Origin of the sequence: Candidatus Planktophila sulfonica (assembly GCF_002288065.1) — a bacterium.
GTDB lineage: Bacteria > Actinomycetota > Actinomycetes > Nanopelagicales > Nanopelagicaceae > Planktophila > Planktophila sulfonica.
Genome location: NZ_CP016773.1, coordinates 733,870 through 758,734 on the forward strand (window position 1 = coordinate 733,870; position 24,865 = coordinate 758,734).

Below are 24,865 nucleotides of genomic sequence, written 5' to 3' on the forward strand. Positions count from 1 at the left end.
GTCCTTTTAAAGAACATCGCCTTCGAATTCATATGTGACGGGTTCTGGTGCATGTCCGGCAAGTCTGAAAAATCTAATGAACCACTTCTTTCGAACCATTTGAGTTCGATTTACCGCGTCAACGTGCATTGCTACTGCCATCTTGATTTTTTCAGTGAGATCTTTGAGTTCGCGAATGAGGTCTTGTTCATTCGCTCCTGATATATCTGTTGATGTCTCAAGCAGTATTCCCAGCGCTCCCGTTAAGCCAGTTTCGGCTTGAGATCTATCGCGCACACTGGCTTCACGAGCCTGGTGTGCCGCAAAGGTGAGAAGAAGAGACGAAGCTGGGTCAGAAATTTCAGATCTCGCTATTTCAATAGCAACTGCTGCACGGCGCTGTAATAAACCGTCTAAGTTAGCCCAACTTGTTTCAACTCGATTATGCAAGCGATCTAGCCGAGTTGCTGAATAAGAGAGATACCAAGCGATGAATGTAAGGAACAGGGCTCCAAGGATGTATCTGCTCATCGCTATCTCCCCAAGAACTTATTCCATGCGCGGTTTTCAGACGAAAGCGAAACAGTTGATCCACCAACCATCGCCATTTCATAGACATCATAAATCTTCTCAGCGACCACATCCCAATCGAACTCTTGGGCGTAAAGCTTCCCGCGCTGTGCAATTGCTCGGCGTTTGCCCTCATCACCCAGCAGATCAATAATCTTTTCTGATAAATCGGCTGAGTTCTCTGATTCAAAGAGCGTTCCATATTGACCGTGCCCCAGGAGTGAATCAAAGGCAGGGATATCACTGGCTACTACGCTCGCACCGCCGGCCAACGCTTCGGCAAGAATGATTCCGAAAGATTCTCCACCAGTATTGGGTGCGATGTAGAGAGCGACCGAGGCAAGGAAATTCGCCTTCTCCTCTTCACTGATGCGTCCCAAAAAAGTAAATCGTGAATGTAGCGAGGGATCGATCTCCTTCAGCGCCGCCTCACTATCGCCAGGACCAGCAATGAAAACTTTCACATCTGGATATCGAGAAATTACTGCGGGAAGAGCTGCAGCCAGAATGTCTAACCCTTTGCGCTTCTCTTCGAAACGACCAATAAAACCGATTGTGTTGCCTGTCCATCGCTTATCAATCGAACCATCTCGGTATCTATCTGCGTAAATTCCATTGGGCACAACAATCGCATCAGTTTCAAGATGCTCAGTCAGTGTTTCACGTGCCGCTTCACTGACGGCGATTCTCGCGGTCAGTTTTTCAATCACAGGTTCGAGAATCGGGGCCACCGCAAAAGTGACTTTCTGACGCTTTGCTGCAGCATGAAATGTTCCGACCATTGGCCCTTCGGCTGCCCAGCATGCCAGCAGAGAGATCGAAGGAATTGCAGGCTCATGTAGGTGCAATACATCGAAACTTCCATTGTTAATCCACTGTCGAACTCGAGCAAAAGCAATCGGTCCGAAGAGAACGCGTGCTACGGCTCCGTTATATGGAATTGAAATCGGACGACCTGCGCTGGTTACATAATCTGGAAGGTTCTCTTCATCGATTGCTGGAGCCAGAACTGAAACGTAATGTCCTTGACGGATTAAATACTCTGCGAGATCTCCGACGTGGCTTTGTACGCCTCCCGGTGTATCCCATCCATAAGGGCAGACAATTCCGATTCGTTTCTTAGATAACGGCATCAATTGCTCCCTTCAGAACTTTCATTACGAGCATCGACCCAGATCCTTTGCAGCATATGCCAATCTTCAGGATGCTGTGAAATCCCAACGGAGAAAAGTTCCGCAATAATCTGCACTGTCTCTTCAATGCGCTCAGTTTCACTTCCTTGGGTCGGCACCTGTACTTCATGGAAATCAATATGTATTCCGGTTTGCGTATAAGAGACGTGGGCAACAACAAGTGGGATTCCTGTTTTGACTGCCAATAAAGCCGGACCAGCTGGCATACGCGCATTGCTGCCGAAGAAATTAACATCGATCCCTGATTGAGATAGATCCCTGTCGGCAACAAGTGCGATCAATCGCTTCTCTTTGGCCCGCTTCACGAGAGTAATGAAAGACCTGCTATCAAGAGAAAGGACCTCGAAGCCCATTGATTCCCTATGGCGCAAGAACTTCTGAAACAGCGCTTCTGGTTTTAAGCGCTCGGCCACTGTCACTAAAGGAATACCTAGCGAACAGAAATAAGCACCAGCGTGATCCCAGTTTCCAGAATGAGGCAGCGCGACAACTACTCCCCGGCAATCATTCATAGGATCGAGCAAGAAATTCTCATTGGTCGTTGTGACAGTCTTGCGGATTCTTTCCGTGCTCCAATTTTGAATACGGAAGGTGTCGCACCAATAACGCATATAAGACGACATTGATTGAGCGACCAGCGTCTCAAGTTCAATCTCATTGAGCTCTGGCTTCACTTGATGGAGATTGGAGCGAAGTCTTTGGATGCTCTTTCCATTGCGACGATGAGTGAGTTCGCCTATCGAATAGAAGAGTGAATAAGCCGTCTTCTCTGGCAGCGTTCTAACAATCCACCACCCAAGAAGATAGGCGATGAGCGTAATGCGATCTTTCATTGATTCAGTAGTCCATTTCGAACCACTTTGATACGTTGGATAACTGTGACTACGCCGAGAATTGCAAGGAGCCAGAGTCCGGCTGCAAGTGCGTATGGCACATTCAGGCCTTCGAATCCGACAGCGGTGAGAATGATGACGAGGCGCTCAGTTCGTTCAGCGATACCAACAGAACAATCAATTGAATAGCTTTCGGCTTTAGCGCGGATGTACGGGATCAAAAGTCCTGTGACAAGAGTGATTAGCCCAAGATACGAAAGCTTGTCATCGGCTTCAATCAGCGGGATAAGGATTGCAATGATGATTGCTGAGTCCGTGATCCTGTCGATAGTTGAATCGAGAAATCCTCCCCACTTACTTGCACCACTGTGAGAAATTCGAGCCATGGTGCCATCGAAGAGATCGCTAAGAGCAAAGAATGAAATAAAGAGAGTTCCAACGAAATACTCTTCCTGCGGATAGAAATAGCCGGCAGAGAGAAGAACGCCGAGTGCACCAAGCAAGGTAATTGTGTTTGGAGTAAGGCCAATTCGCAGGGCAAAGCGAGCCACCGGTTCAATTAATCGAGTGACTGCTGGTTTCAGTGCGCTACTAATCATCGGCACCATCGTAGGCTTACCCGCATGTCTTCACCTAGCGCCAACGCTGTGAAACGTATCCATGTATACGGTCACGCCAGCGCATCTCCTCAGACCGTAGCAACTGCTTTCGGGGCACGCTTCACCGATAGCCCTGAAGGGGAATCCGACCTAGCAATCTTTGCCATTAACCCTTCTGCTGGAATTGATCAGCTAGCAATAGATAATTGGGCCGCTCTCGATGATTTCCAGATTCCGCGAATGGTCGTAGTAAACGGCCTTGAAGGACAAGAGCTCGATTTTGAAGATGCCGTCATGGTTGCCAACCGCGTCTTTGATCAACTTGTAACTCCGTATCTAGTTCTTCACGACGATAACGGCGAAGCTGCGGCGCTCATTAGATTGCAAGATTTACAGATTATTGATTACACCAAGAATCCACCACAGCTTCGAGCTAGCGATCCAGAACACGAGGAACTCGTACGTGAATTCCGTGAAGAGTATTTCGATCTGACATCAGAGATGGATGAAGGCGCCTTTGCGGCTGGGATTCTATTTCCAGCTATTCCGATTAACTTGATAAAAGGTATCGGCGTAGATGTCGTGCAAAGCTATATAGATTTACTACCAAGCGGCAGCTAACTCTTCTCGAGTCATCGTAAGTAACTGCGGTAATACTTTGGTCTTGCCAATTATTGGCATGAAGTTAGCATCGCCCGACCATCGAGGAACGATGTGTTGGTGGATATGTGCTGCAACTCCTGCACCTGAAATCGCACCTTGATTCATTCCCAGATTAAATCCATCGGCGCTTGAAACCTTGCGAACGGTTTTCATGGCATGGGCGCTCAAGTCAGTGATTTCATGACGCTCTTCATCGGTCAGATCGGTTAAATCTGCAACATGTCGATACGTGCACACAAGCAAATGTCCTGGGTTGTAGGGATAGAGGTTCATCACCACATAAGCGGTCTTACCGCGGGCAACAACTAGGCCTTCCTCATCCGAAAGTGACGGGATACGACAGAAGGGGCATTGAACATCGTTGCCATCAAGTGGGCGATTTTCCCCACGCAGGTAATCCAGGCGATGAGGAGCCCACAAGCGCTGCCAACCATCTGGCATGCCTACACCGTTGATTTCAGACATTACTAAACCTGTTTACGGTTGGCGACGATCTCTTTGATCTCCGCGATTGCATCTGCGATAGGAATTCCGTTCTTCTGATCACCATTGCGATATCTAAAGGAGACCGCTCCGGCGTTCATATCTTCTTCGCCTGCAATGACCATGAAAGGAATCTTCTGCATCTGTGCGTTACGCACCTTCTTCTGCATGCGGTCATCTGAAGAATCTAATTCAGCGCGAATACCCGAAGATTTCATCTGCTTCACAACGCCATGTAAATAATCAGTGAAGTTATCGGCAACCGGGATTGCCATCACCTGTACTGGAGCAAGCCATGGAGGAAAGGCGCCCGAATAGTGCTCGGTAAGAACGCCAAAGAATCGCTCGATTGAACCAAAGAGTGCGCGGTGAATCATTACTGGTCGCTGACGTGAACCATCTGCAGCAGCGAATTCAAGTTCGAATCTTTGTGGCAGTTGGAAGTCAACCTGAATTGTGGACATTTGCCATGTGCGACCGATTGCATCTTTAGCTTGTACGGAAATCTTTGGTCCGTAGAAAGCAGCTCCGCCTTCATCAAGAACGAGTTCAAGATTCTGAGCAACTGCAGCTTTACGAAGAGCCTCAGTAGCTTCTGCCCAATCCGCATCTTCTCCAACAGATTTTTCTGGGTTGCGAGTTGAGAGTTCGAGGTAGAAATCTTTGAGACCGTAATCGCGGAGCAAGTTAAGAACGAAGGTGAGAAGTGAATCGAGTTCACCTGGCATCTGCTCTTTGGTGCAGTAGATGTGAGCATCATCTTGAGTAAAGCCACGAGCGCGTGTAATACCGTGCAAAACGCCTGACTTTTCATAGCGATAAACAGTTCCGAATTCGAAGAGTCGAAGTGGTAGCTCGCGATAAGAACGTTGACGTGACTGGAAGATGAGATTATGGAACGGGCAGTTCATCGGCTTCATGTAGTACTGCTGCCCCGCACGCTTAATTGTTCCGTCGGCATGGAGCTCTTCATCCATGATCATTGGTGGGTACATGCCTTCTGAGTACCAATCCAAGTGGCCAGACTTCTGGAAGAGCGCTGCCTTGGTTAAGTGAGGTGAGTAAACAAATTCGTACTCTTCTTCTTCATGGCGCTTGCGCGAATAATCTTCCATCGCACGTCGAACGATTCCACCCTTTGGATGAAATACCGCAAGACCAGAACCGATTTCTTCGGGAAATGAGAAAAGGTCTAGCTCCTGGCCAAGGCGACGATGGTCACGCTTTTCAGCCTCTGCAAGAAGTTCGAGGTACGCGTTGAGTTCATCTTGTGATGGCCACGCTGTTCCGTAGATACGTTGCAGCATTGGATTCTTTTCAGACCCACGCCAATAAGCAGCGGCGCTACGCATCAACTTAAATGCTGGAATGTGTTTTGTAGATGGAAGGTGCGGCCCGCGACAGAGATCAGACCAGACAGGTTGTCCATCTCGACCTAGATTGTCATAAATCGTTAACTCTGCGCCGCCAACTTCTACATTGGTCTCATCAGTTCCGCCACCCTTAATTCCAATGAGTTCGCACTTGTATGGCTCGTGAGCCAGTTCCTTCAGCGCATCAGCTTCAGTAGTAACTCGACGCTTAAATCGCTGTCCCTCTTTCACGATCTTGCGCATTGCGCTTTCAATCTTTTCTAGATCATCAGGATTGAAAGGGTTCTGTGGATCGAAGTCGTAATAGAAACCATCGGTGATGGGAGGTCCAATACCTAAACGTGTTTGTGCAAAAACTTGCTGCACCGCTTGTGCCATCACGTGCGCTGTTGAGTGGCGAAGAACGGCGAGTCCATCTGGTGAAGAAATTGAGATGCCTTCGATGACATCGCCATCAACAAGGTCGGTCCAGAGGTCCTTCAGAGCGCCATTTACTTTGCAGACAACAATCTCTTTATTCTCGGCAAAAATATGGGTTGGTTTCTGATCTGCCTCGATGCTGCGAACAGCGCCATCGACGGTTACAGAGATCATGGACATGGGGTTAGCCTACCGAAACAGGCTTACAGTTCGCGCGAATTTGCTCCTCAAGAACGCGTGAAGCATCTCCTATTTTCAATTTCATATCCCCGATATGCGAGATGGGCTGGGCGATTCGAAGGCTTGAGACCATAAATCCAGATTCGACCTCTGGAATTTCAGAGACGTGAATTGGCCGAACCTTCACTCCGCAATTCTCTACTGCGATTGCGCGGATAACGCCCGGAAGAATTCCAGATGAAATGGGCGACGTGACCCACTCGCCTCCAATCAAGAAGATGAGATTCGATACGGCAGTTTCAGTGATTTCGTTCTTTTCATTAAAGAGCACACTGTCGTGATAACCCTCGTCATTGGCCGCATCAATTAACCCAAAGCGGAAGTCATAGGGAAAGCGCTTGTGAACTTCACCGATGACGGTTTGTGTGTAGAAATTCAGGCGAGCTGGTTCTGTTAGCTCAACGTAAGAGTCATGAGTGATATGGAAAATAACTTTCCCGAAGCAGATTCTCATTCGTCCCACATCATGAGGATTTTCGCCTAGAACTCTAATCATCTCTTCTCGAATGAAGTCTTCAGACGGAATTGAAATACCGAGTTCGAGCGCTGATTCCAAGGCTCGACGCATGTGGCGTCCAAGGGCAATGGGTGCACCGTTAACGGTCTTAATCGTTTCAAAGATTCCAGAACCTTGAGGGAAGCCATGGCTATCAAGTGCTACTGAACTCATAACTCTCCCCCCGCAATAGAAATGAGATGACGCGCTTTGAGCTGCGTCTCCTCCCATTCTGCAGCAGGATCACTTCCCCACGTGATTCCCGCTCCCGTTCCAAAATTAAGAGTGCTTCCTTCATGCCAGAAGGTGCGAATGGCAACAGATAATTCCGCACGATCACCATGAATCCAACCGAGAGTTCCGCAGTAAGGTCCACGCAATCCTTCATTTTCTTCAATGATGGAGAGTGCAGAACTCTTGGGCGCACCGCTTACTGATCCAGGAGGCATCGTGGCTTCCAAGATTTCACGCCATGAGATACCCGATTTCAATCTTCCTTCGACATCAGAGACGAGATGAGTAATCCCAGGATGCTTCTCATTTCTAAATAGCTCATTTACTTCGATTGATCCGGCATCACAGATACGACCTAAGTCGTTACGCATCAAATCAACAATCATCAGATTCTCAGCTTTATCTTTCTCGCCAAATACATCCTGATCGCTTCGAATTGTTCCCTTGATAGGCGAAGTAATGACCTTTAAACCATTTCTAGACAGGAAGCGCTCTGGGGATGCCGATGCGACTTCAAGGCCCTCAATATTGAGATAAAAAGCGAATTGCGCCGGATTGCGTTCAAGCAATTGAGAGAACAATCCTTCTAAAGAGCCCCCTTCAAAGGGTTGGCTCAAGATTCGGCAGGCGTTAACTTGGTAGACGCCACCGAAGGCAATGGATTCACGAATCTTCGAAACATAAGCGGTGTATTCACTCTGACTCTGCGATGTCGACCAACGTGAAGTAAGAGGCTCCCAATCATGCGCTGAAAAATTGTTTTCCGAAACATTTGCGAAGCGAGCAAACCTGGCTTTACCTTCAAAAGAAATAGAGACTGCCCAGAACGATCCATCATCTAAACGGGTGGCGTCGTCAGTGATTTCGACGCAATTGGTTGCGTGAATTCCACCCATCCACATCTGCGTTATCGGGGCTGACATGGGGGCAAGGCTACGCATATAAAGCCTTCGAAATCCCTTTCAATTTTCCCGCTTTGGCAGTTCAGCCCGCACTGCGCTAGATTTGCCCCTGCACAAAATGCGGACGTAGCGCAGCTGGTAGCGCGGAACCTTGCCAAGGTTCAGGTCGCGGGTTCGAACCCCGTCGTCCGCTCGGATTAACCGCCGCTTCGAATTTATTTTCAGGTGGCGGTTTGTCTATGGTCGGATGGCCGAGAGGCGAGGCAAGGGACTGCAAATCCCTCTACACGGGTTCAAATCCCGTTCCGACCTCCAGCTCTTCTTTTTTCAATAAGAGAAGATTTGGTTGAGCACTACAATTACGACACACAATTGAATATACCTAGGACGATTGGCTCAGCGGTAGAGCACCACATTGACATTGTGGGGGTCACTGGTTCGATCCCAGTATCGTCCACTTAAAAGAAAACCCCACCGCCACATCAGTGACGGTGGGGTTTTTTGTTTACTATTTATTCAGCTTTTCCTGCAGCCTTATTAAGTGCACGAAGCAGCTGATATCCGATCACGGCAACGAGTGTTCCGTTGATGATTCCGCCGAATGAGTAATCCCCACGCTTCCATGTCATATCTGCAATACCGATAATCAATGTTGTTGCAGCGATGAAGAGGTTGGTTGAGTTACCAAAGTTGACCTTATTTTCGATCCAAATCTTTGCACCGAGAACACCGATCATTCCGTAGAGAGCAACTCCGACTCCACCAAGAACACCTGCTGGAGTTGCACTGAGTACAGCTCCGAACTTAGGAGATAGGGAGAGAAGGATGGCTCCGATACCTGCTACCCAATAAGCAGCAGTTGAGTAGATGCGAGTAGCAGCCATAACGCCGATGTTTTCAGCGTAAGTAGTTGTTCCTGAACCGCCGCCAGCTCCGGCAAGAGTTGTTGCTACGCCGTCTGCGATCAGTGCGTTACCCATTTGACCATCAAGATCTTTTCCTGTCATTGCAGCAACTGCCTTGACGTGGCCAACGTTCTCAGCGATAAGAACAAGCACAACTGGCAAGAAGAGCAGGATTGCATTGACGTCAAATGATGGTGAGGTGAAGGTAGGAAGTGCAAACCACTTCGCAGCTTTCACGCCATCAAAGTTGATATCGCCCTGAAGGGCCGCAAATGCGTACCCAATGATGATTCCACCGAAGATGCTGATGCGTCCTAGGAAGCCCTTTGATACTGCTCCAATAATTGCAACTGAAGCAAGTGTCACGATTGCAGTAACAGGAGCTGCCTTGAAGTTGTTGTTAGCGGCTCCTGCAAGATTGAGGCCAATAATCATGACGATAGAACCAGTGACAAGTGGAGGCAAGAGCCAGTTGATCCAACCGATACCGACTGCGTTGACAATCAAACCAACGATTGCAAGAAGTACGCCTGTTGCAACAACGCCGCCAAGAGCGACAGCAATTCCACCACTAGCTTGAGCTGCTGCGATTGGAGCCAAGAATGCAAAAGATGAACCGAGATAGCTAGGTACTTGATTCTTGGTAAGTGCAAGGAAGATCAAGGTTCCGATACCAGAGAAGAAAAGTGTGGTGCTAGGCGGGAAGCCTGTAATGATTGGAACTAAGAATGTTGCGCCGAACATTGCGGCGATATGTTGAACACCAACTCCGATAGTAAGTGGCCAAGCGAGACGTTCATCTGGCTTTACAACTTCTCCATCTTTAACTGACTTACCATTTCCATGTAGATTCCACGATAGAAGCGACATCGCATTCCTTCCAGCTCAGTTGAGAACCACAGAGTTACTGTGGCCGGGGAATGTAAAAAGAGTAGAACTGAACTACCTAGTAACTTCGATATGACACGAGTCTTCTGGGGTAGATTCATCGGGTGATTGCGCTACTGCCAGGATTCTTGACTGGGCTATCCCTCATTATCGCAATCGGCGCTCAAAATGCCTTCGTCATCAAACAGGGTCTATTACGACAGCATGTCCTCCTCATCGTTCTCATTTGCGCCATTTCTGATGCTGTTCTCATATTTCTCGGAACAGGTGGGCTGGGAGCGCTAGTTCAAAGTAATCAAGGATTGCTTGAAGTCATTCGTTGGTTTGGCGTCGCTTACTTAACTTGGTTCGGAATTAAGAGTGTTAAATCGGCGTTCACTAATCAATCGTTGGAAGCTTCAGAAAGTCCAACAGTCAGTGCGCTCAAGGTTGCAACGACGGCCCTAGCGTTGACCTGGCTCAATCCACATGTCTATCTGGATACGGTCATACTTTTAGGAAGTGTTGCAAATCAGTTCGATTCAGATCGTTGGTATTTCGCTATCGGCGCATCAGTTGCAAGTGTTCTGTGGTTTACCGTTATCGGTTTTGGCGCCAGGGCTGCCTCGAAATATATGTCGCGTCCAATATTTTGGAAGATCCTTGATTCACTGATCGCAGTCGTCATGTTCTCGATTGCAATAACGCTCGCTTTCTTTAATTTTTAGTACGAGAGGTAAGCAGGATTCCCAAGGCAACAATCGCGATTCCTATATAACTCTGCAGAAAAAGAGCCTCGCCAATTACGATGGCAGCCAGGATCGTTGCAGTTGCGGGTTCGGCTAAAACCACTGTCGCAGCAAGACTGGATTCGATTCTCTTGAGCCCAAACATAAAGAGCACGTAACCAATAGACGTTGTTACAAGTCCCAGCCATAGAACGGTGAGAAAACCTTGTGTAGTGAAGATCCATTTGGGGTTTTCGGTAAATAAGAACGGGAAACTGACCAGCGCTGCAACGCCAAAGGTTGTTGCCGTAAGCCACATATCCTGTGCACCCCTTGCGAGGGATTTGCGACAAACCACATTAAAGATTGCAAAACCTAACCCGGCAAGGACTGCCAAGCCCACTCCCTTAGGCTCAAATGATTCAACACCATCCGCAGTTCCCACCAAGATGATTCCAAGAACTGTCACTGAAGTTCCTAGGTACCAACTCTTCTGTGGTTTCTCTCGAAGAACTAAGTAAGCGACTATGGCTGAAAGTGTTGGAGCTGAACCAAGCGCTGTAACGGTTGCTATCGCGATACCGGTTGAATGCACGGCGCTGAAGAAAGTCAGTTGATACATTCCTATTCCAACACCACAGATGATCAAATCAAGGAGGGGCATTCGTACATCTCCCCGAGTCTTTCTCTGAAAGTATGCGAAAACGAAGAGAAATGCGGAACCACATAAAAGTCTTGCTGAGGCGACCGCGACAGGAGAAATATCCGGAACGCCAAGTTGTTGAGTTGTGCCAGTTGTTCCGAAGCAGAGAGCGGCACCAAGTACGGCGAAGATTCCCGCACGGTTCTTGGTAGTACTCATCCGACGAGGATACTCGTAGTATGCGCTCATGACATTTCGCGCGGTAAAACCAATTGATGGAACTCCTTACGGAGTTGAGATCCCAGAGCACACTAAAGGTGACGTTGATTCACGAATCAAGAAGGCGGCTGCCTCGGCGCATGCGATTGCTAATCAATCACCCAAAGAGCGAGCACTTCTACTTCGTACTATCGCTGCCGAGATCGAGGCCGTGCGCACTTCACTTGTCGAATCTGCATGTGCTGAGACCGCGCTCCCTGAAGCTCGCATCGGCGGCGAAATAACTCGCACAACAGTTCAGTTCGAACTCTTCGCCCGTCTGGTTGAAACAGGTAAGCACCTGGGGGTTTCTATTGATAAGGCCGATGCTAACTACTCCCCTGCGCCACGTCCTGATATTCGCAAAATGAATGTGCCACTTGGAGTGGTGGCAATCTTTGCGGCAAGTAATTTCCCTCTCGCGTTCTCTGTAGCTGGCGGCGATGCTGCATCCGCAATAGCTTCAGGTAATGCAATCATCGCGAAGGCTCATCCATCTCATCCGAATACCTGCTCCACGATTGAACTAGCTATCAAGTCAGCACTGAAGAAGTGTGGGCTGAGCGAAGATACTTACTCCATCGTTCAAGGTGTTAACCCTCAGATCACTCATTGGTTGGCCCTTCATGAAGATGTGAAGGCAGTTGGTTTCACAGGATCTGAAGTTGTCGGAAGAATCCTGGTCGACTTGGCGGCAACTCGTAAGGAACCAATCCCAGTATTTGCTGAGATGGGAAGCCTCAATCCAGTCTTTGTCACAAAGAACGCGATCGCCGATCGTTCAGAGGCGCTTGCTAAAGGAATTATTGATTCCGCACTGATGGGATCTGGCCAGTTCTGTACAAAGCCAGGACTGGTATTTATCCCTAAAGATGAAGATTTCGTTTCAACTATGAAATCTCACCTTGCAACACTTTCTGTCGCACCTCTATTGAGTAAGTCCATCGCTGATCGCTACTCGTCAGCAATCGCGAAAATTTCAGATGGCGGCAAACTCGAAGTTGCTTCAGGAATCGCTAATGACTCAGGCTTTGGAGTTACTCCAACCGTTTTTATTACCGATTGGACGACAGCCTCTTCGAACCATGAATTGCTCGAAGAGCACTTTGGTCCAACAACAGTCATCATTACTTGTGATGAAACCCAATACGTTGAAATTGCCTCATCGCTTCGGGGTCAGCTGACCGCAACGATTCAAGGAACTGATGCCGATAAGCCCACCGAACTTCTTTCAGTACTGAAAGAAAAAGCTGGCCGTGTCATTTGGAACGGTTTCCCTACAGGAGTTGCTGTTACATCGGCTATGAATCACGGCGGCCCATGGCCTTCATCGTCATCGCATACAACGTCAGTGGGAACAGATGCGATCTATCGCTTCATGCGTCCTGTTGCTTTTCAAGGATTTGCGCAGAGCGTTCTTCCGGAACCGCTACAAGATGCCAACTCTTGGGCTGTCCCGCAATCAATTAACTAATTATCTAGTTAGACGATGAAGCCGCTTGGGAATGGATCGTTCTCATCGAGCATCCATGTTGCCTCGCCCATTACCCATGCGCGTCCGGTAATCATCGGAATAATTGCGTCGAAGTTACCGACCTTGGTGCGCTCTTTAATTCTTCCTTCGAAGTGAGAACCGATCCAAGATTCATTGTTGAGAACATCGCCTTCCTTGAAATCTCCGCGAGCCACCATCTGAGCTAGTCGAGCACTTGTTCCTGTGCCGCAAGGAGAACGATCGAACCAACCTGGGTGAATTGCCATCGCGTTGCGCCAATGCAGTGGACCTTCAATTCCTGGAGCAATGAAATCGATGTGGTGACAGATAGCGATATCTGGATTTTCAGGATGCACGGGCCGATTCTGTTCGTTGATGGCATCAGAGATAAGAAGACCATAATCGAGGAACTTTTGGCCGTTCTCGCGTTTGAATTCAAGACCCACACGATCGACTGGAACTATGGCGTAGAAATTTCCACCATACGCCATGTCGTACTTAATCTTTCCGAGACCTGGAACATCAACTTCTTGATCAAGTGCGTAAGAAAATGATGGGACGTTGGTCAAGGTGACATTCTTTGCGCGGCCGTTTTCTACCGCGACATCTACGACAACTAGCCCCGCTGGAGTATCAAGGCGAATAGTTGTTACTGGTTCAACAACTTTCACTAATTGTTTTTCGACGAGAGCGGTTGCTACTCCGATAGTTCCGTGACCGCACATCGGTAAACATCCTGAAACTTCAATATAGACAACTCCCCAATCAGCATCTGGTCGAGTTGGCTTCTGCAAGATTGCACCGCTCATTGCGCTATGTCCACGTGGTTCATACATCAACCAGTGACGGAAATAATCCATATGCTCCATGAAATGCAGGCGTTTATCGAACATCGTAGCCCCGGGGATTTCGCCAATCCCTGACGTCACAACACGAGTTGGCATACCTTCGGTATGCGTCTCAACAGTCGTGACGGTGCGGATGCTCTTCATAAGAGCGCTTAGCGATTCTTAAAGTAAGCCAGCGCTACATCCATCTCACGATGAATCTGCTCTTGCTCATGCTTTGGAAGAGGTAGACGTGGAAGTCGTGTAGGACCGCCATATCGACCGACGTGATCCATGCCCAACTTAATCGCCTGAATGAATTCCTTTTTAGAATCCCAGTGGAAGACATCATGAAGTGCTGCGTACATCGGAGCTGCCTCTTTGAAGTTTCCTGATGTGGCAAGGTTATAAAGCTCCATAGATTCCTTAGGAAGAGCATTTGGGAATCCTGCAATCCAACCTGAAATTCCAGCGGTTGAGAGTTCGAGGAATACGTCATCTGCGCCCACAATTACCTCAATACGAGGGGCAAGCTTCTTGATCTGCCAGATACGACGAACATCGCCTGAGAATTCCTTGATTGCGACCACGTTTGGAACTTCATCAGCAATACGGGCAACTAACTTCGGAGTCAGATCTACCTTTGTATCAAAAGGATTGTTGTAGGCGATGATTGGGATTCCAACCTTTGCTACCTCTTTGTAATGCGCAATCACTTCGTCATCTGAAGCGCGATATGCGTTAGGTGGAAGCAACATGACAGCGCCTGCACCAGCATTCTGTGCATGCTCTGCCCATTTACGTGACTCGGCTGCGCCGTACGCGGCTACGCCAGGAACAACGCTGAAACCCTTTGGAGCAGCAGCTACCGCAACTTCAACCATCTTTGCGCGCTCTTCAGCTGTAAGTACTTGATACTCGCCAAGCGAACCGTTCGGAATAACACCATGCGTTCCGTTAGCTGCAAGCCATGCAACATGTTCTGCATACTTGTCGTAATCAACAGAGAGATCAGATTTGAACGGGGTCGCTGTGGCGGTAAGAACGCCATTCCATGGGTTAGTCATGCTGCACAACTTATCCCGTAATTCTACTTTTTTCCATCTCCAAGAAGTCCGAGTGAGATAGGGCTAGCAATAGGTCGGTTGCTTGAAGCAATTCGTTCTCCATCAGAAACAGTGCAATGAGTAAGGCCTGCGACAATCTCTGAAACATTCCGAGAACAGATTCTGCCTTGGCATAGGCCCATGCCGGCGCGAGTAAATAGTTTCGCCGTACGAGAATCTTCGGCACCGAGTTCGGTTACTGATTCACGTATTTCACTCATCTTTACTTCTTCGCAACGACAGATAGTCGTCGTATCGTCTGACCAGCTCTGCCAACCATCACGAATTGGATATGAGCGTTTCAGAGCATTTGCAAAAATCTGCTTCCGCATTCGATTGAAATTAAGCAGTGGGCGAACACCTTGACCGGATGCGGATAATCCGGCAATTTCTCCTTCAATGAGGGAAAGATCTGCTCCGCCGATTCCAGTTGCTTCTCCTGCGATCCATACATTTTCTACAGAACTTCGCTGCGCATCATCGACCGAAAAAATGGTGGTTCCGTCAACATCAACTCGTTGTGCGCATCCAACAATTCCCCCAAGTGAGAGATCGGGCGTAAAACCCCATCCGGCTGCAACGACATCTACGAGGCGCGACTTATCTCGTTTGGCCACGATATTGAACTTTGAGTTAACTCGGGAAATGGTCGCTGAACCTTCCGAGAAGGAAGAGACAGCTCGTTTGAATTGCGGCGTGACACTGAATCTCTTCAAAAGTCTTGCGTAGTAAATAAGTTCAAGGAATTTGGATGGGTTGAGCAATAAAGCGTGCGGTGACAGTGCCCAGCGCAACGGAGTATTTGCATCGTAGAGACCAACGATTTCCGCACCTGATTCAGCTAAGCCGGTCGCAACAGGCAATAAGAAAGGTCCAGTTCCAGCAACTACCACTTTCTTTCCTGCCAATACTCCATGACCTTTAAGTAAGGATTGTGCCGCACCTGGAGTCATTGACCCTGGCTTATCCCAACCAGGAAATGGAAGTGAACGATCGTATGCACCCGTTGCAAGGATGAGTTTCTCGGCTGTCAACGAACTCTCTTGCCCGCCTTGCAGATAGTTCACTCGAAATAGATTGCCATCCTTTTCAATACTCCAGACAGTTGCCTCTGAAATATGGGTTATCGAAGACGCATTCTCAATCTTTGCAAACAATGTGTCAGCGCGATTGCTTCTGTACCCTTTAACCGCAGTTTGGTGACGCCAGTACTGACCACCTTTGCGAGGTGCAGAGTCAATGAGTGCCACATCTGTTCCATTTCGAGAAGCGGCCTCAGCCGCAGCAAGCCCAGCAGGACCCGCACCAATAACGATAATCATGGAGCACTCTCCACATTCATTCCTTGCTTTGCTTCAATGAGGCATGAGCGTTGGTTTGCAACCCCATCAACTACTACAACACAGTCATAACAGATACCAATGCCGCAGAAGATTGAACGGGCCTCATTGCCAAATCGCGTAGTGCGAAGTTCTCGGGTATCAGAAGCTATGAGGGCTGCAGCGATACTTTGTCCTGGTTGGCAGCTGAACTCTTTTCCGTTGAAAGTAAATGAGATCTCTTTCGTCATAGCGAAACTTTCTCGAACCTTGCAGGTGAAAATGCGGATCCATCCATAAACGATTCACGCCCGAGAATTGCATCGGTAATGAGCGCTGCAGAACCCGGCGCCAATCCAATTCCGGCGCCTTCATGGCCCGCCGAATGCCAAAGGCCTTTAACTGTTGCATCTTCACCGATTACCGGAAGATGATCTGGTGCGTAGGGGCGAAAGCCGCGATACGCGCGAAGCAGTTGTACATCTCGAAGCACAGGAAAGAGCGAAGTGGCTTGAGCAGCAAGGCGACGTAGGATTTCATAATTCATTGACCCATCAAAACCAACACGTTCTCGGCTTGCACCAATGAGGATTGTTCCGGCGCGTGTTCCTTCAACGACTGTACTGGTCTGCAAATCGGCATCACTGCTTGCAACATTTGCGACATAGTCAGAGTCATAGACTTTATGGAAGACGTACTTCTTTGTTGGCTCGGTGACGAGAATGAAACCTTTACGTGGAGCGATGGGCAGATGCGAACCAGCCATCTGTGCCAACTCCCCCGCCCATGTTCCTGTTGCGTTGACGATAATCGGTGCCGAGAAATTGCCCTGAGTTGTCTCGATACCTGTTACTGCACCTTGGTTAACAAGAATTCTGGTGACCTTGGCTTGAGAGATAAATGCTCCACCACGTTGTACGACCGTGCGAATCACATGAGCTGCAGCCAGCATCGGTTGGCATTGAGAATCTTGGGGGTAGAAAACCCCAGACTGGTATCTCTGGTCTAGGTAAGGTTCCAACTCATGAAGAGATGTGTGGTCTAACTTCTGAATCGTCACGCCATGGTTACTTTGTTCAGACGCCAATATCATCAATGGGCCATCATCGTTGCGCGCAACAACTACTCCGCCCTTGGCTTCGAGTTCAAAGGTATCGCCAACATCGTCTTGCATTTCAAACCATAGATCACGAGAGCGAAGCGCCAACGTTAGTTCTGGACCAGGATCTTTATCTGAGACAAGAATGTTGCCTTCGCCTGCGCCAGTTGTTCCGCTCGACACAGCTCCGCGATCAATGACTAAAACTTTAAATCCAGCGTTGGTAAGCGAAAGTGCAACCGAAGCGCCCACTATCCCCGCGCCAATAACAATTGCGTCAGGGTTTTTCATGGGAGAAGTCTGCTCTACTTTGTAATCTGTTGCAGAACTTCGAGAAGATCAGACTCTGCCGCTGGCGCGATATCCCAAGGCTTATGCAAACCGTCATTTTCCCAGCGAGGAATGACGTGCATATGCAAGTGAAAAACGGTCTGCCACCCAGCATCTCGGTTCATCTGAAAAACAGATGTGCCTTCTGAGCCAAGCTGCGCATACAGGAGATCGGCCACAACTTTCGCTGTGCTTGCAACGCGACCATAAGTTTGCGCATCTGCCTCATGAATATCTTTGACGTGGTTCTTTGGAATAACCAGAGTGTGGCCGCGATTGGCAGGAAATATGTCGAGGAATGCGTAGCAGTGCTCATCTTCATAGACCTTGTATGAAGGAATGGATCCTTCAACTATCTTGCAGAAAATGCAATCTGACATGGCATCACTGTAGAGCGTTGATTCTTTGTCGCGCAATCTTCTGGCTCGGAGATTCATGGCCCAACATGTAAGAAAGGAAATCCAAAAGCACCTTACTTACTCGAAGCCAATTCTTTGATCGAGGCTTTAATCCAAGGACAGAGAGAAAGGGTTCATCAATTGTGGCTATGGCTGCGTTTGCCAAAATCCTGTAGAAGAAAAGACCACCTTTGCTAAATGGAGGTTTGAGAATGAAGCCGACTATTGGTGGAGTCATTGCAATAGAAGTTACTTCATTCTGCGCAAAGCTAGCCATCACATCTGCGAGTTCCTTCTTAGAAAGAGGTGCTGAAGTGAGCCCGAGAGGTTCTGCACTCTTTGACCATTCGCGAACATACTGATCTGCCCCCTGAGGTAAGACATAACCGAGTTCTTCATGCGCACGAAGAAATGAATCTGTGAAGGCGCAGTGAACCCAGAGCAAGTACCGCGGATCTGAAGCGCTATATGGAGATTGAGAACCAGACTTCTCTTCAAACGTTCCAGTGACTCGCTTATGCATTTCGCGAACTCGTCGCGCTTCAATCTCAATCGCTTCGGTCGAACCAAAAGAAGTAATCGTTAACCAACGAGTTGTTCGCTCTAATCGACCCAATGGGTCTGTGTCATAAGCTGAATGTTCAGCAACTCCTGTAAGCGCTGCCGGGTGCGCTGCCTGCATGAGAAGGGCGCGAATTCCACCAACAAGAGTTGCAATGCAACCATGCACTTCCCAGACCGCGCTACGAGGACCGAATAACCCTTCATCGCTACCGATCGCCATCTGCTTTGACCAAACAGGCGCACCACTGGGATCTCCTGAAACTGTCTTACGAAAGGCATCGGCAGCTCTATTTCCGCCAAGAGCACCCAATAATCTATTCACGCGTCGATAAACCCGCAATCATTTCTAGAACTACAAGCGCTGCCAGTCGAACAGTTCTTTCATCGCTCGAATCCTTCGTTGAATCAATCTCTGTAATGTCGGCGCCCACTACTCCCGTAGAGCTACCTGCCAGAAATGCAAATTGTCGGATTTCATCTGCACTTATTCCGCCAGGAGCTGCCGCAGGACAGGCGGGAACGACGGAACGATCACAGACGTCCATATCGAAATCTACAAAGATCTTACTTCCAGCAATTGCTAGAGCTTCAGCCCATACATCGCTTATGGTCCTTGCACGAAGAGAGGAACGTGGGATTACCGTGATTCCGAAATCTTTAGCGCGCTTCGCATATTCAACAGAATTAGAGAAATCTGCAATGCCGATTTGTACAACTTTCTTTCCATCTAATCCAGCTTCGACGAGGCGACGAACAGGTGAACCATTGCTAATGCCATCGCGTAGGTCGTAATGGGCATCAAAGGTAATCAGACCAGTTGCACCCGTGGCTTTAAATGCTGAATAGGAAACAGAATTGTCTCCGCCTAAAGAAATGAGAAGTTCTGTCTCCGCTTTCAACTTGGTCAATTGCTCAATTGTAATTTGTTCGTTGCTATCAGGTGAAGAAACATTGCCCGCATCGCGCAGAATTAATCTTTCAAGTGAAACACGTGGATCTGAATGCGCAGTCGAATATCGCAAGAGCGCGCTTCGAATTGCCGCGGGTGTTTCATGAGCTGACGAAGGACTCAAACTTGTTTGCGACGCTGGAATTCCAACTAGTGTGACATCCGAATGACCGCTGACTTCAGCGCTAAAAAGTGATTGCGCTCTTGGCCAGAGAGGGTCATGAGGCAATTTCATGGCTCAAGGGTAGTGGTAAGTGCATTGACCTCAGTTATATAGTGCTCAAATGACTTCAGGACCTCGCCCCGTAAGAGCACCTCGCGGAACAACAAAGAGTGCTGTTGGATGGGGGCAAGAAGCCGCACTCCGAATGTTGCAGAACAATCTCGACCCCGAAGTGGCAGAACATCCCGACAAATTAGTTGTCTATGGCGGTACAGGTAAAGCTGCTCGCAACTGGGAATCATTCGATGCTCTCGTTAAGACGCTTACTCATCTCAAAGATGATGAAACCATGTTGGTTCAATCAGGTAAGCCTGTCGGCGTATTTCAAACCCATGAGTGGGCTCCTCGCGTTCTGCTCGCGAATTCAAACCTAGTTGGCGATTGGGCAACGTGGCCTGAGTTCCGCCGTCTTGAAGATCTTGGCCTCACCATGTACGGACAGATGACTGCAGGTTCTTGGATCTACATTGGAACTCAAGGAATCTTGCAGGGAACATACGAAACTTTTGCAGCCGTTGCCGAGAAACATTTTGGAGGCACTCTTGCGGGAACTCTGACCGTTACCGGTGGTTGTGGCGGAATGGGCGGAGCTCAACCTCTTGCTGTAACAATGAATGAGGGAACATGCCTCATTATCGATGTCGATGGTTCGCGCCTTAAACGTCGTGTCAGCAAAAGATATCTCGATGTCATTGCAGATAACCTCGAAGATGCGGTGTCTATGGCAGTAAAAGCCAAGAGCGAGAAGAAGGCAATCTCAATCGGGCTTGTAGGAAATAGCGCCACAGTTCTCCCCCAGCTTTTTGCCATGGGTGTCCCTATCGATATCGTGACCGATCAAACTTCTGCACACGACCCACTCTTCTATATTCCTGAGGGCATTGATATCAACGATGCGCGAGATAGCGCCGATCGCAATCCAGTCGATTTCGCAAAGCGCGCCAAAGAATCAATGGCAAAGCACGTTGAGGCGATGGTTAACTTCCAAGATAAAGGTGCGGTTGTCTTTGATTACGGAAATTCGATTCGCGATGAAGCCCGCCAAGGTGGTTATCAAAGAGCCTTCGAATTCCCTGGATTCATTCCTGCTTACATTCGTCCACTTTTCTGCGAAGGAAAGGGACCATTTAGATGGGTTGCACTCTCAGGGGACCCAAAAGATATTGCTCGCACCGATCAAGCTGTTCTTGAACTATTCCCAGAAAATAAGCATCTTCATCGTTGGATCAAGATGGCGCAAGACCGCGTTGAGTTTGAAGGCTTGCCAGCACGTATTTGCTGGCTCGGCTACGGCGAACGTGATAAAGCTGGCTTGAAATTTAACGATCTCGTAGCAAGCGGTGAAGTCAGTGCACCAATTGTTATTGGGCGCGACCATCTTGACTGCGGAAGCGTGGCCTCTCCTTATCGTGAATCAGAAGCGATGCTCGATGGGTCAGATGCAATCGCAGACTGGCCACTACTTAATGCCATGATCAATATTTCATCCGGTGCATCTTGGGTCTCCATTCACCATGGTGGCGGCGTCGGCATTGGTCGTTCTATTCACGCCGGTCAAGTAAGCGTTGCAGATGGAACACCACTTGCAGCTCAGAAACTCGAGAGAGTACTAACCAATGACCCTGGCATGGGAGTTATTCGACATGTTGATGCGGGTTATGAACATGCAAAGGAAGTTGCCATCGATAAGGGTGTTCACGTTCCCATGTTGAACGGTGCGCCTATCAAGTGAGCTCCGTAGCTTTCACAAATATTGCAACGCTTGTCACAAATGCTTCTCACGGCGATGGAACGTTAGGCGTTCTCAAGGGAGCCACTCTTGTTGTGGAAGATGGACTCATTGCAGCGATTACTCAAGGCAGACCATCCGGTGTTGACAATGAAATCGATTGTTCTGGAAAAACCCTTCTTCCAGGTTTTGTTGATTCACATTCCCATCTGATTTTTGCTGGAGATAGGGCCGAGGAATTCTCTGCACGTTCACGGGGTGAGAAATACACCGCTGGAGGAATAGCTTCGACAGTCGGCGCAACACGAGCAGCATCAGATTCAGATCTTGCACACAATGCCCAGCGCCTATTAAACGAAGCACTTTCTTCGGGAACTACCACTATCGAGATTAAATCTGGATACGGCCTCACGGCAGCAGATGAATCTCGTTCGATAGAAATAGCAAAGAGCTTTACCGATGAGACTACGTTGCTTGCAGCACATGTAATTCCTCAGGAGTATAAGCAAGATCCTGATGCTTACGTTGATCTGATCATTAACTCAATAATTCCCCAATCGAGCGCTAAGTGGGTCGACGTATTCTGCGATCAGGGGGCATTTACTCCTGAACAATCCGAGGCGATTCTTCGAGCAGGAATTGCTCATGGCATGTTGCCTCGCATTCACGCAAACCAACTCACCGCTGGCAAGGGCGTAGAAATCGCAGTTGGCCTTGGCGCAGCATCTGCAGATCACTTAAGTAAATCCACTGACGCGGACATTGCACTTCTTGCATCAAGCAATACGGTCGCCACTTTACTTCCGGGCGCTGAATTCTCAACACATCTTGAAAGCAACCTTGGGCGCAGATTCCTCGATGCGGGCGCGACAGTGGCTATTGCATCTGATTGCAATCCTGGGTCGAGCTATACAACGTCAATGCCCTTCTGTATCGCTGCCGCAGTAAGTCTCTTAGGTTTCACAGTAGAAGAAGCAGTTCTTGCAGCAACGCTTGGTGGCGCGAAAGCGCTTCGCAGAGATGACATTGGGCAACTAGCTGTTGGAAAGAGAGCGAACCTCGTTCTTCTCGATTCTCCAAGTTATATCCACCTTGCATATCGTCCAGGCGTAAATCTCGTTCACAGTACCTACAAATCAGGAAGAGCAGTGACATCATGGCAGAAGTAGTAATCTCAACATCAGGAATGACATTTAGCGATGTTGTTGCAATCGCCCGAGGAAATGAAAAAGTCACGCTCTCCGCGCAATCGGTCGCCGCTATGCAATCTTCACGTGATCATGTTGAAAGCCTTGCCGCCTCAGAAACACCTGTCTATGGAATTTCAACTGGCTTCGGTGCTCTAGCGAACCGACATGTTTCTCAAGAACTTCGTACCCAGCTCCAGCGCTCACTTATTCGTTCACATGCTGCAGGTGTTGGTGATCCTGTTGAACGAGAAGTTGTCCGTGCGCTGATGGCGCTTCGACTCAAGACTCTCGCATCAGGGAAAACCGGTGTTCGTCCCGTGGTTGCGCAAACGATGGCAGACCTTCTTAACGCAGGGATTACTCCCCTTGTTCGTGAATTCGGTTCTCTTGGATGCAGCGGTGATTTAGCACCTCTTGCACATTGCGCACTTGTATTGATGGGTGAAGGTGAAGCACTTGATAAGAACGGTGTACAACGCCCAGTACCAGAGCTACTTGCTGAAGCGAAGATTTCACCAGTTCAGTTGGCCGAGAAAGAGGGTCTGGCTCTCATCAACGGAACGGATGGCATGCTTGGCATGCTCGTTCTCGCAATTGAAGATTTGCGAATGCTGGTCGATTCAGCAGATGTTGTCGCTGCAATGAGCGTTGAAGGTTTGCTCGGAACTGACCGAGTCTTTATACCCGAGCTACATGAACCACTTCGTTCGCATCCTGGCCAAGCTACAAGTGCGGCCCGCATGCTTGCAACACTTAAAGACTCAGGAATTGTTGCCTCACATTTACATAACGATGACCGCGTACAAGATGCATACTCACTTCGCTGTGCACCTCAGGTTGCGGGCGCTGTTCGCGACACTATCGAATACGCAGCAACTGTCGCTCTTCGCGAACTTTCAGCGGTGATTGATAATCCCGTGGTTCTGGAAGATGGGAGAATTTCATCAAACGGAAACTTCCACGGTGCACCCGTTGCATATGTTCTCGATTTCTTGGCTATTGCAGTTGCCGATCTCGGCAGCATCGCTGAACGTCGCACAGATAGAGCTCTAGATAAGAACCGCAGCGCAGGGCTACCGCCGTTCCTTGCAGATGATCCTGGGGTCGATTCAGGTTTGATGATTGCGCAATACACACAAGCTGCTCTCGTCAGTGAGAACAAGCGCCTTGCATCTCCTGCAAGTGTTGATTCGATTCCATCTTCTGCAATGCAAGAAGATCATGTTTCGATGGGATGGTCAGCAGCCCGCAAGCTACGAAAAGCAGTCGACAATCTCAGCCGAATTATCGCTATCGAGTTAGTGGCAGCATCTCGCGCTATAGAACTTCGTGCTCCGCTAACTCCAAGTCCAGTTTCAGCCAAGATTATTGGCGAACTACGAAAGAGCGTTGCAGGACCTGGCCCTGATCGCTATCTCTCCCCTGAACTAGTTGCAGCTACAGAGTTTGTTATGGGCGGAAGAGTTATGAGTGCGATTCAATAAATAGACGTGAATTCTCGAAGATGATTTCAGCGTCATAATCGAGAGTTGCAACGTGATAGCTATTTACCAATTCGATGCGGTTCTTCTCGCGAGATCCCACGCCTTGCATAATGATTTCAGTGTTTGAAACTGGCAGCGTGTGGTCTTCAACGCTATGGAATAACTGAAGAGGAACAGTTACATCATGCAGACGCTTGCGCGTATAGGTAAGCATCTTCAGAAGTTCATAAACTCCTACAGCAGGAAGTGAGTCGTATCCATATTCGGTAATACCTGGACGCTTAATGTCATCACCCACAGAGTCACGCATTTTCTGGAATCGTGAAATAACCCAAGCCACCTGAGCCGGAATGAATTTCACATGGATCATTGGATTGACCAGGATGATTCCAGCCAATTGCTTTGAATATCTAGTTGCAACATTCAGCGTTGTGCCACCACCCATGGAAAGCCCGCAGATAAAAACTTTTTCGCATGATTGCAGCAGCGCATTAAGGTCGTTTTCTACCTTTGCTGGCCACTCTTGCCATTTCACAAGGTTGAGATCTTTAGGATTCGTACCGTGTCCGGGCAATAGAGGAACGGTGACTGTATATCCGCGCTGGTTGAGGTACTCAGCCCATGGCCGCATCGATGCGGGAGAACCCGTGAATCCATGAACCAGAAGAACTCCGATTTTCTTATTGGCGCCATGACCTTCGGCATGCCAATCTTTAATTAAACCTGCGGGTGCGTCTTCAACTGCCATGAATTGAGAGTATTACGC

The 24,865-nt window shown here is 48.6% G+C and carries 25 protein-coding genes and 3 tRNA genes; 9 read left to right on the forward strand and 19 right to left on the reverse strand.

Going from position 1 to position 24,865, the window contains the following annotated elements; translation table 11 throughout:
* Positions 1–6 precede the first annotated feature (6 nt).
* Genes A1sIA56_RS03650 through pgsA form a run of 4 tightly spaced genes read right to left on the reverse strand, consistent with a single transcriptional unit; the run spans position 7 to position 3,174 of the window.
* A complete protein-coding gene (locus A1sIA56_RS03650) occupies positions 7–510 on the reverse strand; it encodes a LemA family protein (protein ID WP_095673595.1) in 504 nt (167 codons plus the stop codon).
* Between the two features lie 2 nt (positions 511–512).
* Complete coding sequence (locus A1sIA56_RS03655) at positions 513–1,682, reverse strand: glycosyltransferase family 4 protein (RefSeq protein WP_095673596.1); 1,170 nt, start codon at positions 1,680–1,682, stop codon at positions 513–515.
* Positions 1,682–2,575: a phosphatidylinositol mannoside acyltransferase gene (locus tag A1sIA56_RS03660; RefSeq protein WP_095673597.1), complete on the reverse strand. Its 894-nt coding sequence runs from the start codon at positions 2,573–2,575 to the stop codon at positions 1,682–1,684. Before A1sIA56_RS03660 ends, A1sIA56_RS03655 begins: the two co-directional genes overlap by 1 nt.
* On the reverse strand, positions 2,572–3,174 hold the full coding sequence (pgsA, locus tag A1sIA56_RS03665; RefSeq protein WP_095673598.1) for a phosphatidylinositol phosphate synthase: 603 nt from the start codon (positions 3,172–3,174) through the stop codon (positions 2,572–2,574). The genes A1sIA56_RS03660 and pgsA overlap by 4 nt, the downstream gene beginning before the upstream one ends.
* A 24-nt stretch (positions 3,175–3,198) precedes the next feature.
* On the opposite strand from pgsA, the gene A1sIA56_RS03670 reads away from it, so the two are divergent.
* On the forward strand, positions 3,199–3,795 hold the full coding sequence (locus A1sIA56_RS03670; RefSeq protein ID WP_095673599.1) for a hypothetical protein: 597 nt from the start codon (positions 3,199–3,201) through the stop codon (positions 3,793–3,795).
* Here A1sIA56_RS03670 and A1sIA56_RS03675 read toward each other — a convergent pair.
* The 4 genes from A1sIA56_RS03675 to A1sIA56_RS03690 are packed head-to-tail and all read right to left on the reverse strand — an operon-like array spanning position 3,778 to position 8,006.
* On the reverse strand, positions 3,778–4,302 hold the full coding sequence (locus A1sIA56_RS03675; protein WP_095673600.1) for an HIT family protein: 525 nt from the start codon (positions 4,300–4,302) through the stop codon (positions 3,778–3,780). The two genes, A1sIA56_RS03670 and A1sIA56_RS03675, sit on opposite strands and share 18 nt — an antisense overlap.
* Before the next feature lie 2 nt (positions 4,303–4,304).
* Positions 4,305–6,293 carry a threonine--tRNA ligase gene (gene thrS / locus A1sIA56_RS03680; RefSeq protein ID WP_095673601.1) on the reverse strand — a complete coding sequence of 663 codons (1,989 nt, stop codon included), beginning with the start codon at positions 6,291–6,293 and terminating at the stop codon, positions 4,305–4,307.
* A gap of 4 nt (positions 6,294–6,297) precedes the next feature.
* The gene (locus A1sIA56_RS03685; protein WP_095673602.1) at positions 6,298–7,023 is read right to left on the reverse strand and encodes an aminotransferase class IV; all 726 of its coding nucleotides are present in this window, start codon (positions 7,021–7,023) and stop codon (positions 6,298–6,300) included.
* Positions 7,020–8,006: a chorismate-binding protein gene (locus A1sIA56_RS03690; protein ID WP_223298399.1), complete on the reverse strand. Its 987-nt coding sequence runs from the start codon at positions 8,004–8,006 to the stop codon at positions 7,020–7,022. Before A1sIA56_RS03690 ends, A1sIA56_RS03685 begins: the two co-directional genes overlap by 4 nt.
* 99 nt (positions 8,007–8,105) lie before the next feature.
* Between A1sIA56_RS03690 and A1sIA56_RS03695 the strand changes: the two genes are divergently transcribed.
* From A1sIA56_RS03695 to A1sIA56_RS03705, 3 genes are all read left to right on the forward strand, one after another.
* Positions 8,106–8,178, forward strand: a tRNA-Gly gene (locus A1sIA56_RS03695).
* Positions 8,179–8,226: 48 nt separating this feature from the next.
* A tRNA-Cys gene (locus A1sIA56_RS03700) sits at positions 8,227–8,300 on the forward strand.
* A gap of 70 nt (positions 8,301–8,370) precedes the next feature.
* Positions 8,371–8,442: transfer RNA gene (locus A1sIA56_RS03705), tRNA-Val, on the forward strand.
* 55 nt (positions 8,443–8,497) lie between these two features.
* Here the strand turns inward: A1sIA56_RS03705 and A1sIA56_RS03710 are convergent.
* Positions 8,498–9,760: a uracil-xanthine permease family protein gene (locus A1sIA56_RS03710; RefSeq protein ID WP_095673603.1), complete on the reverse strand. Its 1,263-nt coding sequence runs from the start codon at positions 9,758–9,760 to the stop codon at positions 8,498–8,500.
* 122 nt (positions 9,761–9,882) lie between these two features.
* Here A1sIA56_RS03710 and A1sIA56_RS03715 point away from each other — a divergent pair, with 122 nt between their 5' ends.
* The gene (locus A1sIA56_RS03715) at positions 9,883–10,485 is read left to right on the forward strand and encodes a LysE/ArgO family amino acid transporter (protein WP_095673604.1); all 603 of its coding nucleotides are present in this window, start codon (positions 9,883–9,885) and stop codon (positions 10,483–10,485) included.
* On the opposite strand, the gene A1sIA56_RS03720 is transcribed toward A1sIA56_RS03715, so the two are convergent.
* Positions 10,475–11,347 carry a DMT family transporter gene (locus tag A1sIA56_RS03720; RefSeq protein WP_190276982.1) on the reverse strand — a complete coding sequence of 291 codons (873 nt, stop codon included), beginning with the start codon at positions 11,345–11,347 and terminating at the stop codon, positions 10,475–10,477. The two genes, A1sIA56_RS03715 and A1sIA56_RS03720, sit on opposite strands and share 11 nt — an antisense overlap.
* A 28-nt stretch (positions 11,348–11,375) precedes the next feature.
* Here A1sIA56_RS03720 and A1sIA56_RS03725 point away from each other — a divergent pair, with 28 nt between their 5' ends.
* On the forward strand, positions 11,376–12,860 hold the full coding sequence (locus A1sIA56_RS03725; protein WP_095673606.1) for an aldehyde dehydrogenase (NADP(+)): 1,485 nt from the start codon (positions 11,376–11,378) through the stop codon (positions 12,858–12,860).
* Positions 12,861–12,868: 8 nt separating this feature from the next.
* On the opposite strand, the gene A1sIA56_RS03730 is transcribed toward A1sIA56_RS03725, so the two are convergent.
* Genes A1sIA56_RS03730 through A1sIA56_RS03765 form a run of 8 tightly spaced genes read right to left on the reverse strand, consistent with a single transcriptional unit; the run spans position 12,869 to position 19,708 of the window.
* Positions 12,869–13,873 carry a proline racemase family protein gene (locus tag A1sIA56_RS03730; protein ID WP_095673607.1) on the reverse strand — a complete coding sequence of 335 codons (1,005 nt, stop codon included), beginning with the start codon at positions 13,871–13,873 and terminating at the stop codon, positions 12,869–12,871.
* Between the two features lie 8 nt (positions 13,874–13,881).
* Positions 13,882–14,775 carry a dihydrodipicolinate synthase family protein gene (locus A1sIA56_RS03735; protein ID WP_095673608.1) on the reverse strand — a complete coding sequence of 298 codons (894 nt, stop codon included), beginning with the start codon at positions 14,773–14,775 and terminating at the stop codon, positions 13,882–13,884.
* Between the two features lie 23 nt (positions 14,776–14,798).
* A complete protein-coding gene (locus A1sIA56_RS03740) occupies positions 14,799–16,136 on the reverse strand; it encodes an FAD/NAD(P)-dependent oxidoreductase (RefSeq protein ID WP_095673609.1) in 1,338 nt (445 codons plus the stop codon).
* Entirely contained in the window at positions 16,133–16,384 is a 252-nt protein-coding gene (locus tag A1sIA56_RS03745; RefSeq protein ID WP_095673610.1) for a (2Fe-2S)-binding protein, read from the reverse strand. The genes A1sIA56_RS03740 and A1sIA56_RS03745 overlap by 4 nt, the downstream gene beginning before the upstream one ends.
* Positions 16,381–17,523 carry an NAD(P)/FAD-dependent oxidoreductase gene (locus A1sIA56_RS03750; RefSeq protein WP_095673611.1) on the reverse strand — a complete coding sequence of 381 codons (1,143 nt, stop codon included), beginning with the start codon at positions 17,521–17,523 and terminating at the stop codon, positions 16,381–16,383. Before A1sIA56_RS03750 ends, A1sIA56_RS03745 begins: the two co-directional genes overlap by 4 nt.
* Positions 17,524–17,537: 14 nt before the next feature.
* Positions 17,538–17,942 carry an HIT family protein gene (locus tag A1sIA56_RS03755; RefSeq protein ID WP_095673612.1) on the reverse strand — a complete coding sequence of 135 codons (405 nt, stop codon included), beginning with the start codon at positions 17,940–17,942 and terminating at the stop codon, positions 17,538–17,540.
* Positions 17,943–17,946: 4 nt separating this feature from the next.
* Positions 17,947–18,846, reverse strand: a complete 900-nt coding sequence (locus tag A1sIA56_RS03760) for an oxygenase MpaB family protein (RefSeq protein ID WP_150121993.1) — start codon at positions 18,844–18,846, stop codon at positions 17,947–17,949.
* Positions 18,839–19,708 carry an arginase family protein gene (locus A1sIA56_RS03765; RefSeq protein WP_095673614.1) on the reverse strand — a complete coding sequence of 290 codons (870 nt, stop codon included), beginning with the start codon at positions 19,706–19,708 and terminating at the stop codon, positions 18,839–18,841. Before A1sIA56_RS03765 ends, A1sIA56_RS03760 begins: the two co-directional genes overlap by 8 nt.
* A 49-nt stretch (positions 19,709–19,757) precedes the next feature.
* Here A1sIA56_RS03765 and hutU point away from each other — a divergent pair, with 49 nt between their 5' ends.
* From hutU to hutH, 3 genes are read left to right on the forward strand one after another with little or no spacing between them, the layout of a single operon-like run.
* The gene (hutU, locus tag A1sIA56_RS03770; protein WP_095673615.1) at positions 19,758–21,428 is read left to right on the forward strand and encodes a urocanate hydratase; all 1,671 of its coding nucleotides are present in this window, start codon (positions 19,758–19,760) and stop codon (positions 21,426–21,428) included.
* On the forward strand, positions 21,425–22,594 hold the full coding sequence (gene hutI / locus A1sIA56_RS03775; RefSeq protein WP_095673616.1) for an imidazolonepropionase: 1,170 nt from the start codon (positions 21,425–21,427) through the stop codon (positions 22,592–22,594). The genes hutU and hutI overlap by 4 nt, the downstream gene beginning before the upstream one ends.
* Positions 22,582–24,099 carry a histidine ammonia-lyase gene (gene hutH / locus A1sIA56_RS03780; protein WP_095673617.1) on the forward strand — a complete coding sequence of 506 codons (1,518 nt, stop codon included), beginning with the start codon at positions 22,582–22,584 and terminating at the stop codon, positions 24,097–24,099. The genes hutI and hutH overlap by 13 nt, the downstream gene beginning before the upstream one ends.
* On the opposite strand, the gene A1sIA56_RS03785 is transcribed toward hutH, so the two are convergent.
* Complete coding sequence (locus A1sIA56_RS03785; RefSeq protein ID WP_095673618.1) at positions 24,080–24,847, reverse strand: alpha/beta hydrolase; 768 nt, start codon at positions 24,845–24,847, stop codon at positions 24,080–24,082. The two genes, hutH and A1sIA56_RS03785, sit on opposite strands and share 20 nt — an antisense overlap.
* Between the last annotated feature and the right edge of the window lie 18 nt (positions 24,848–24,865).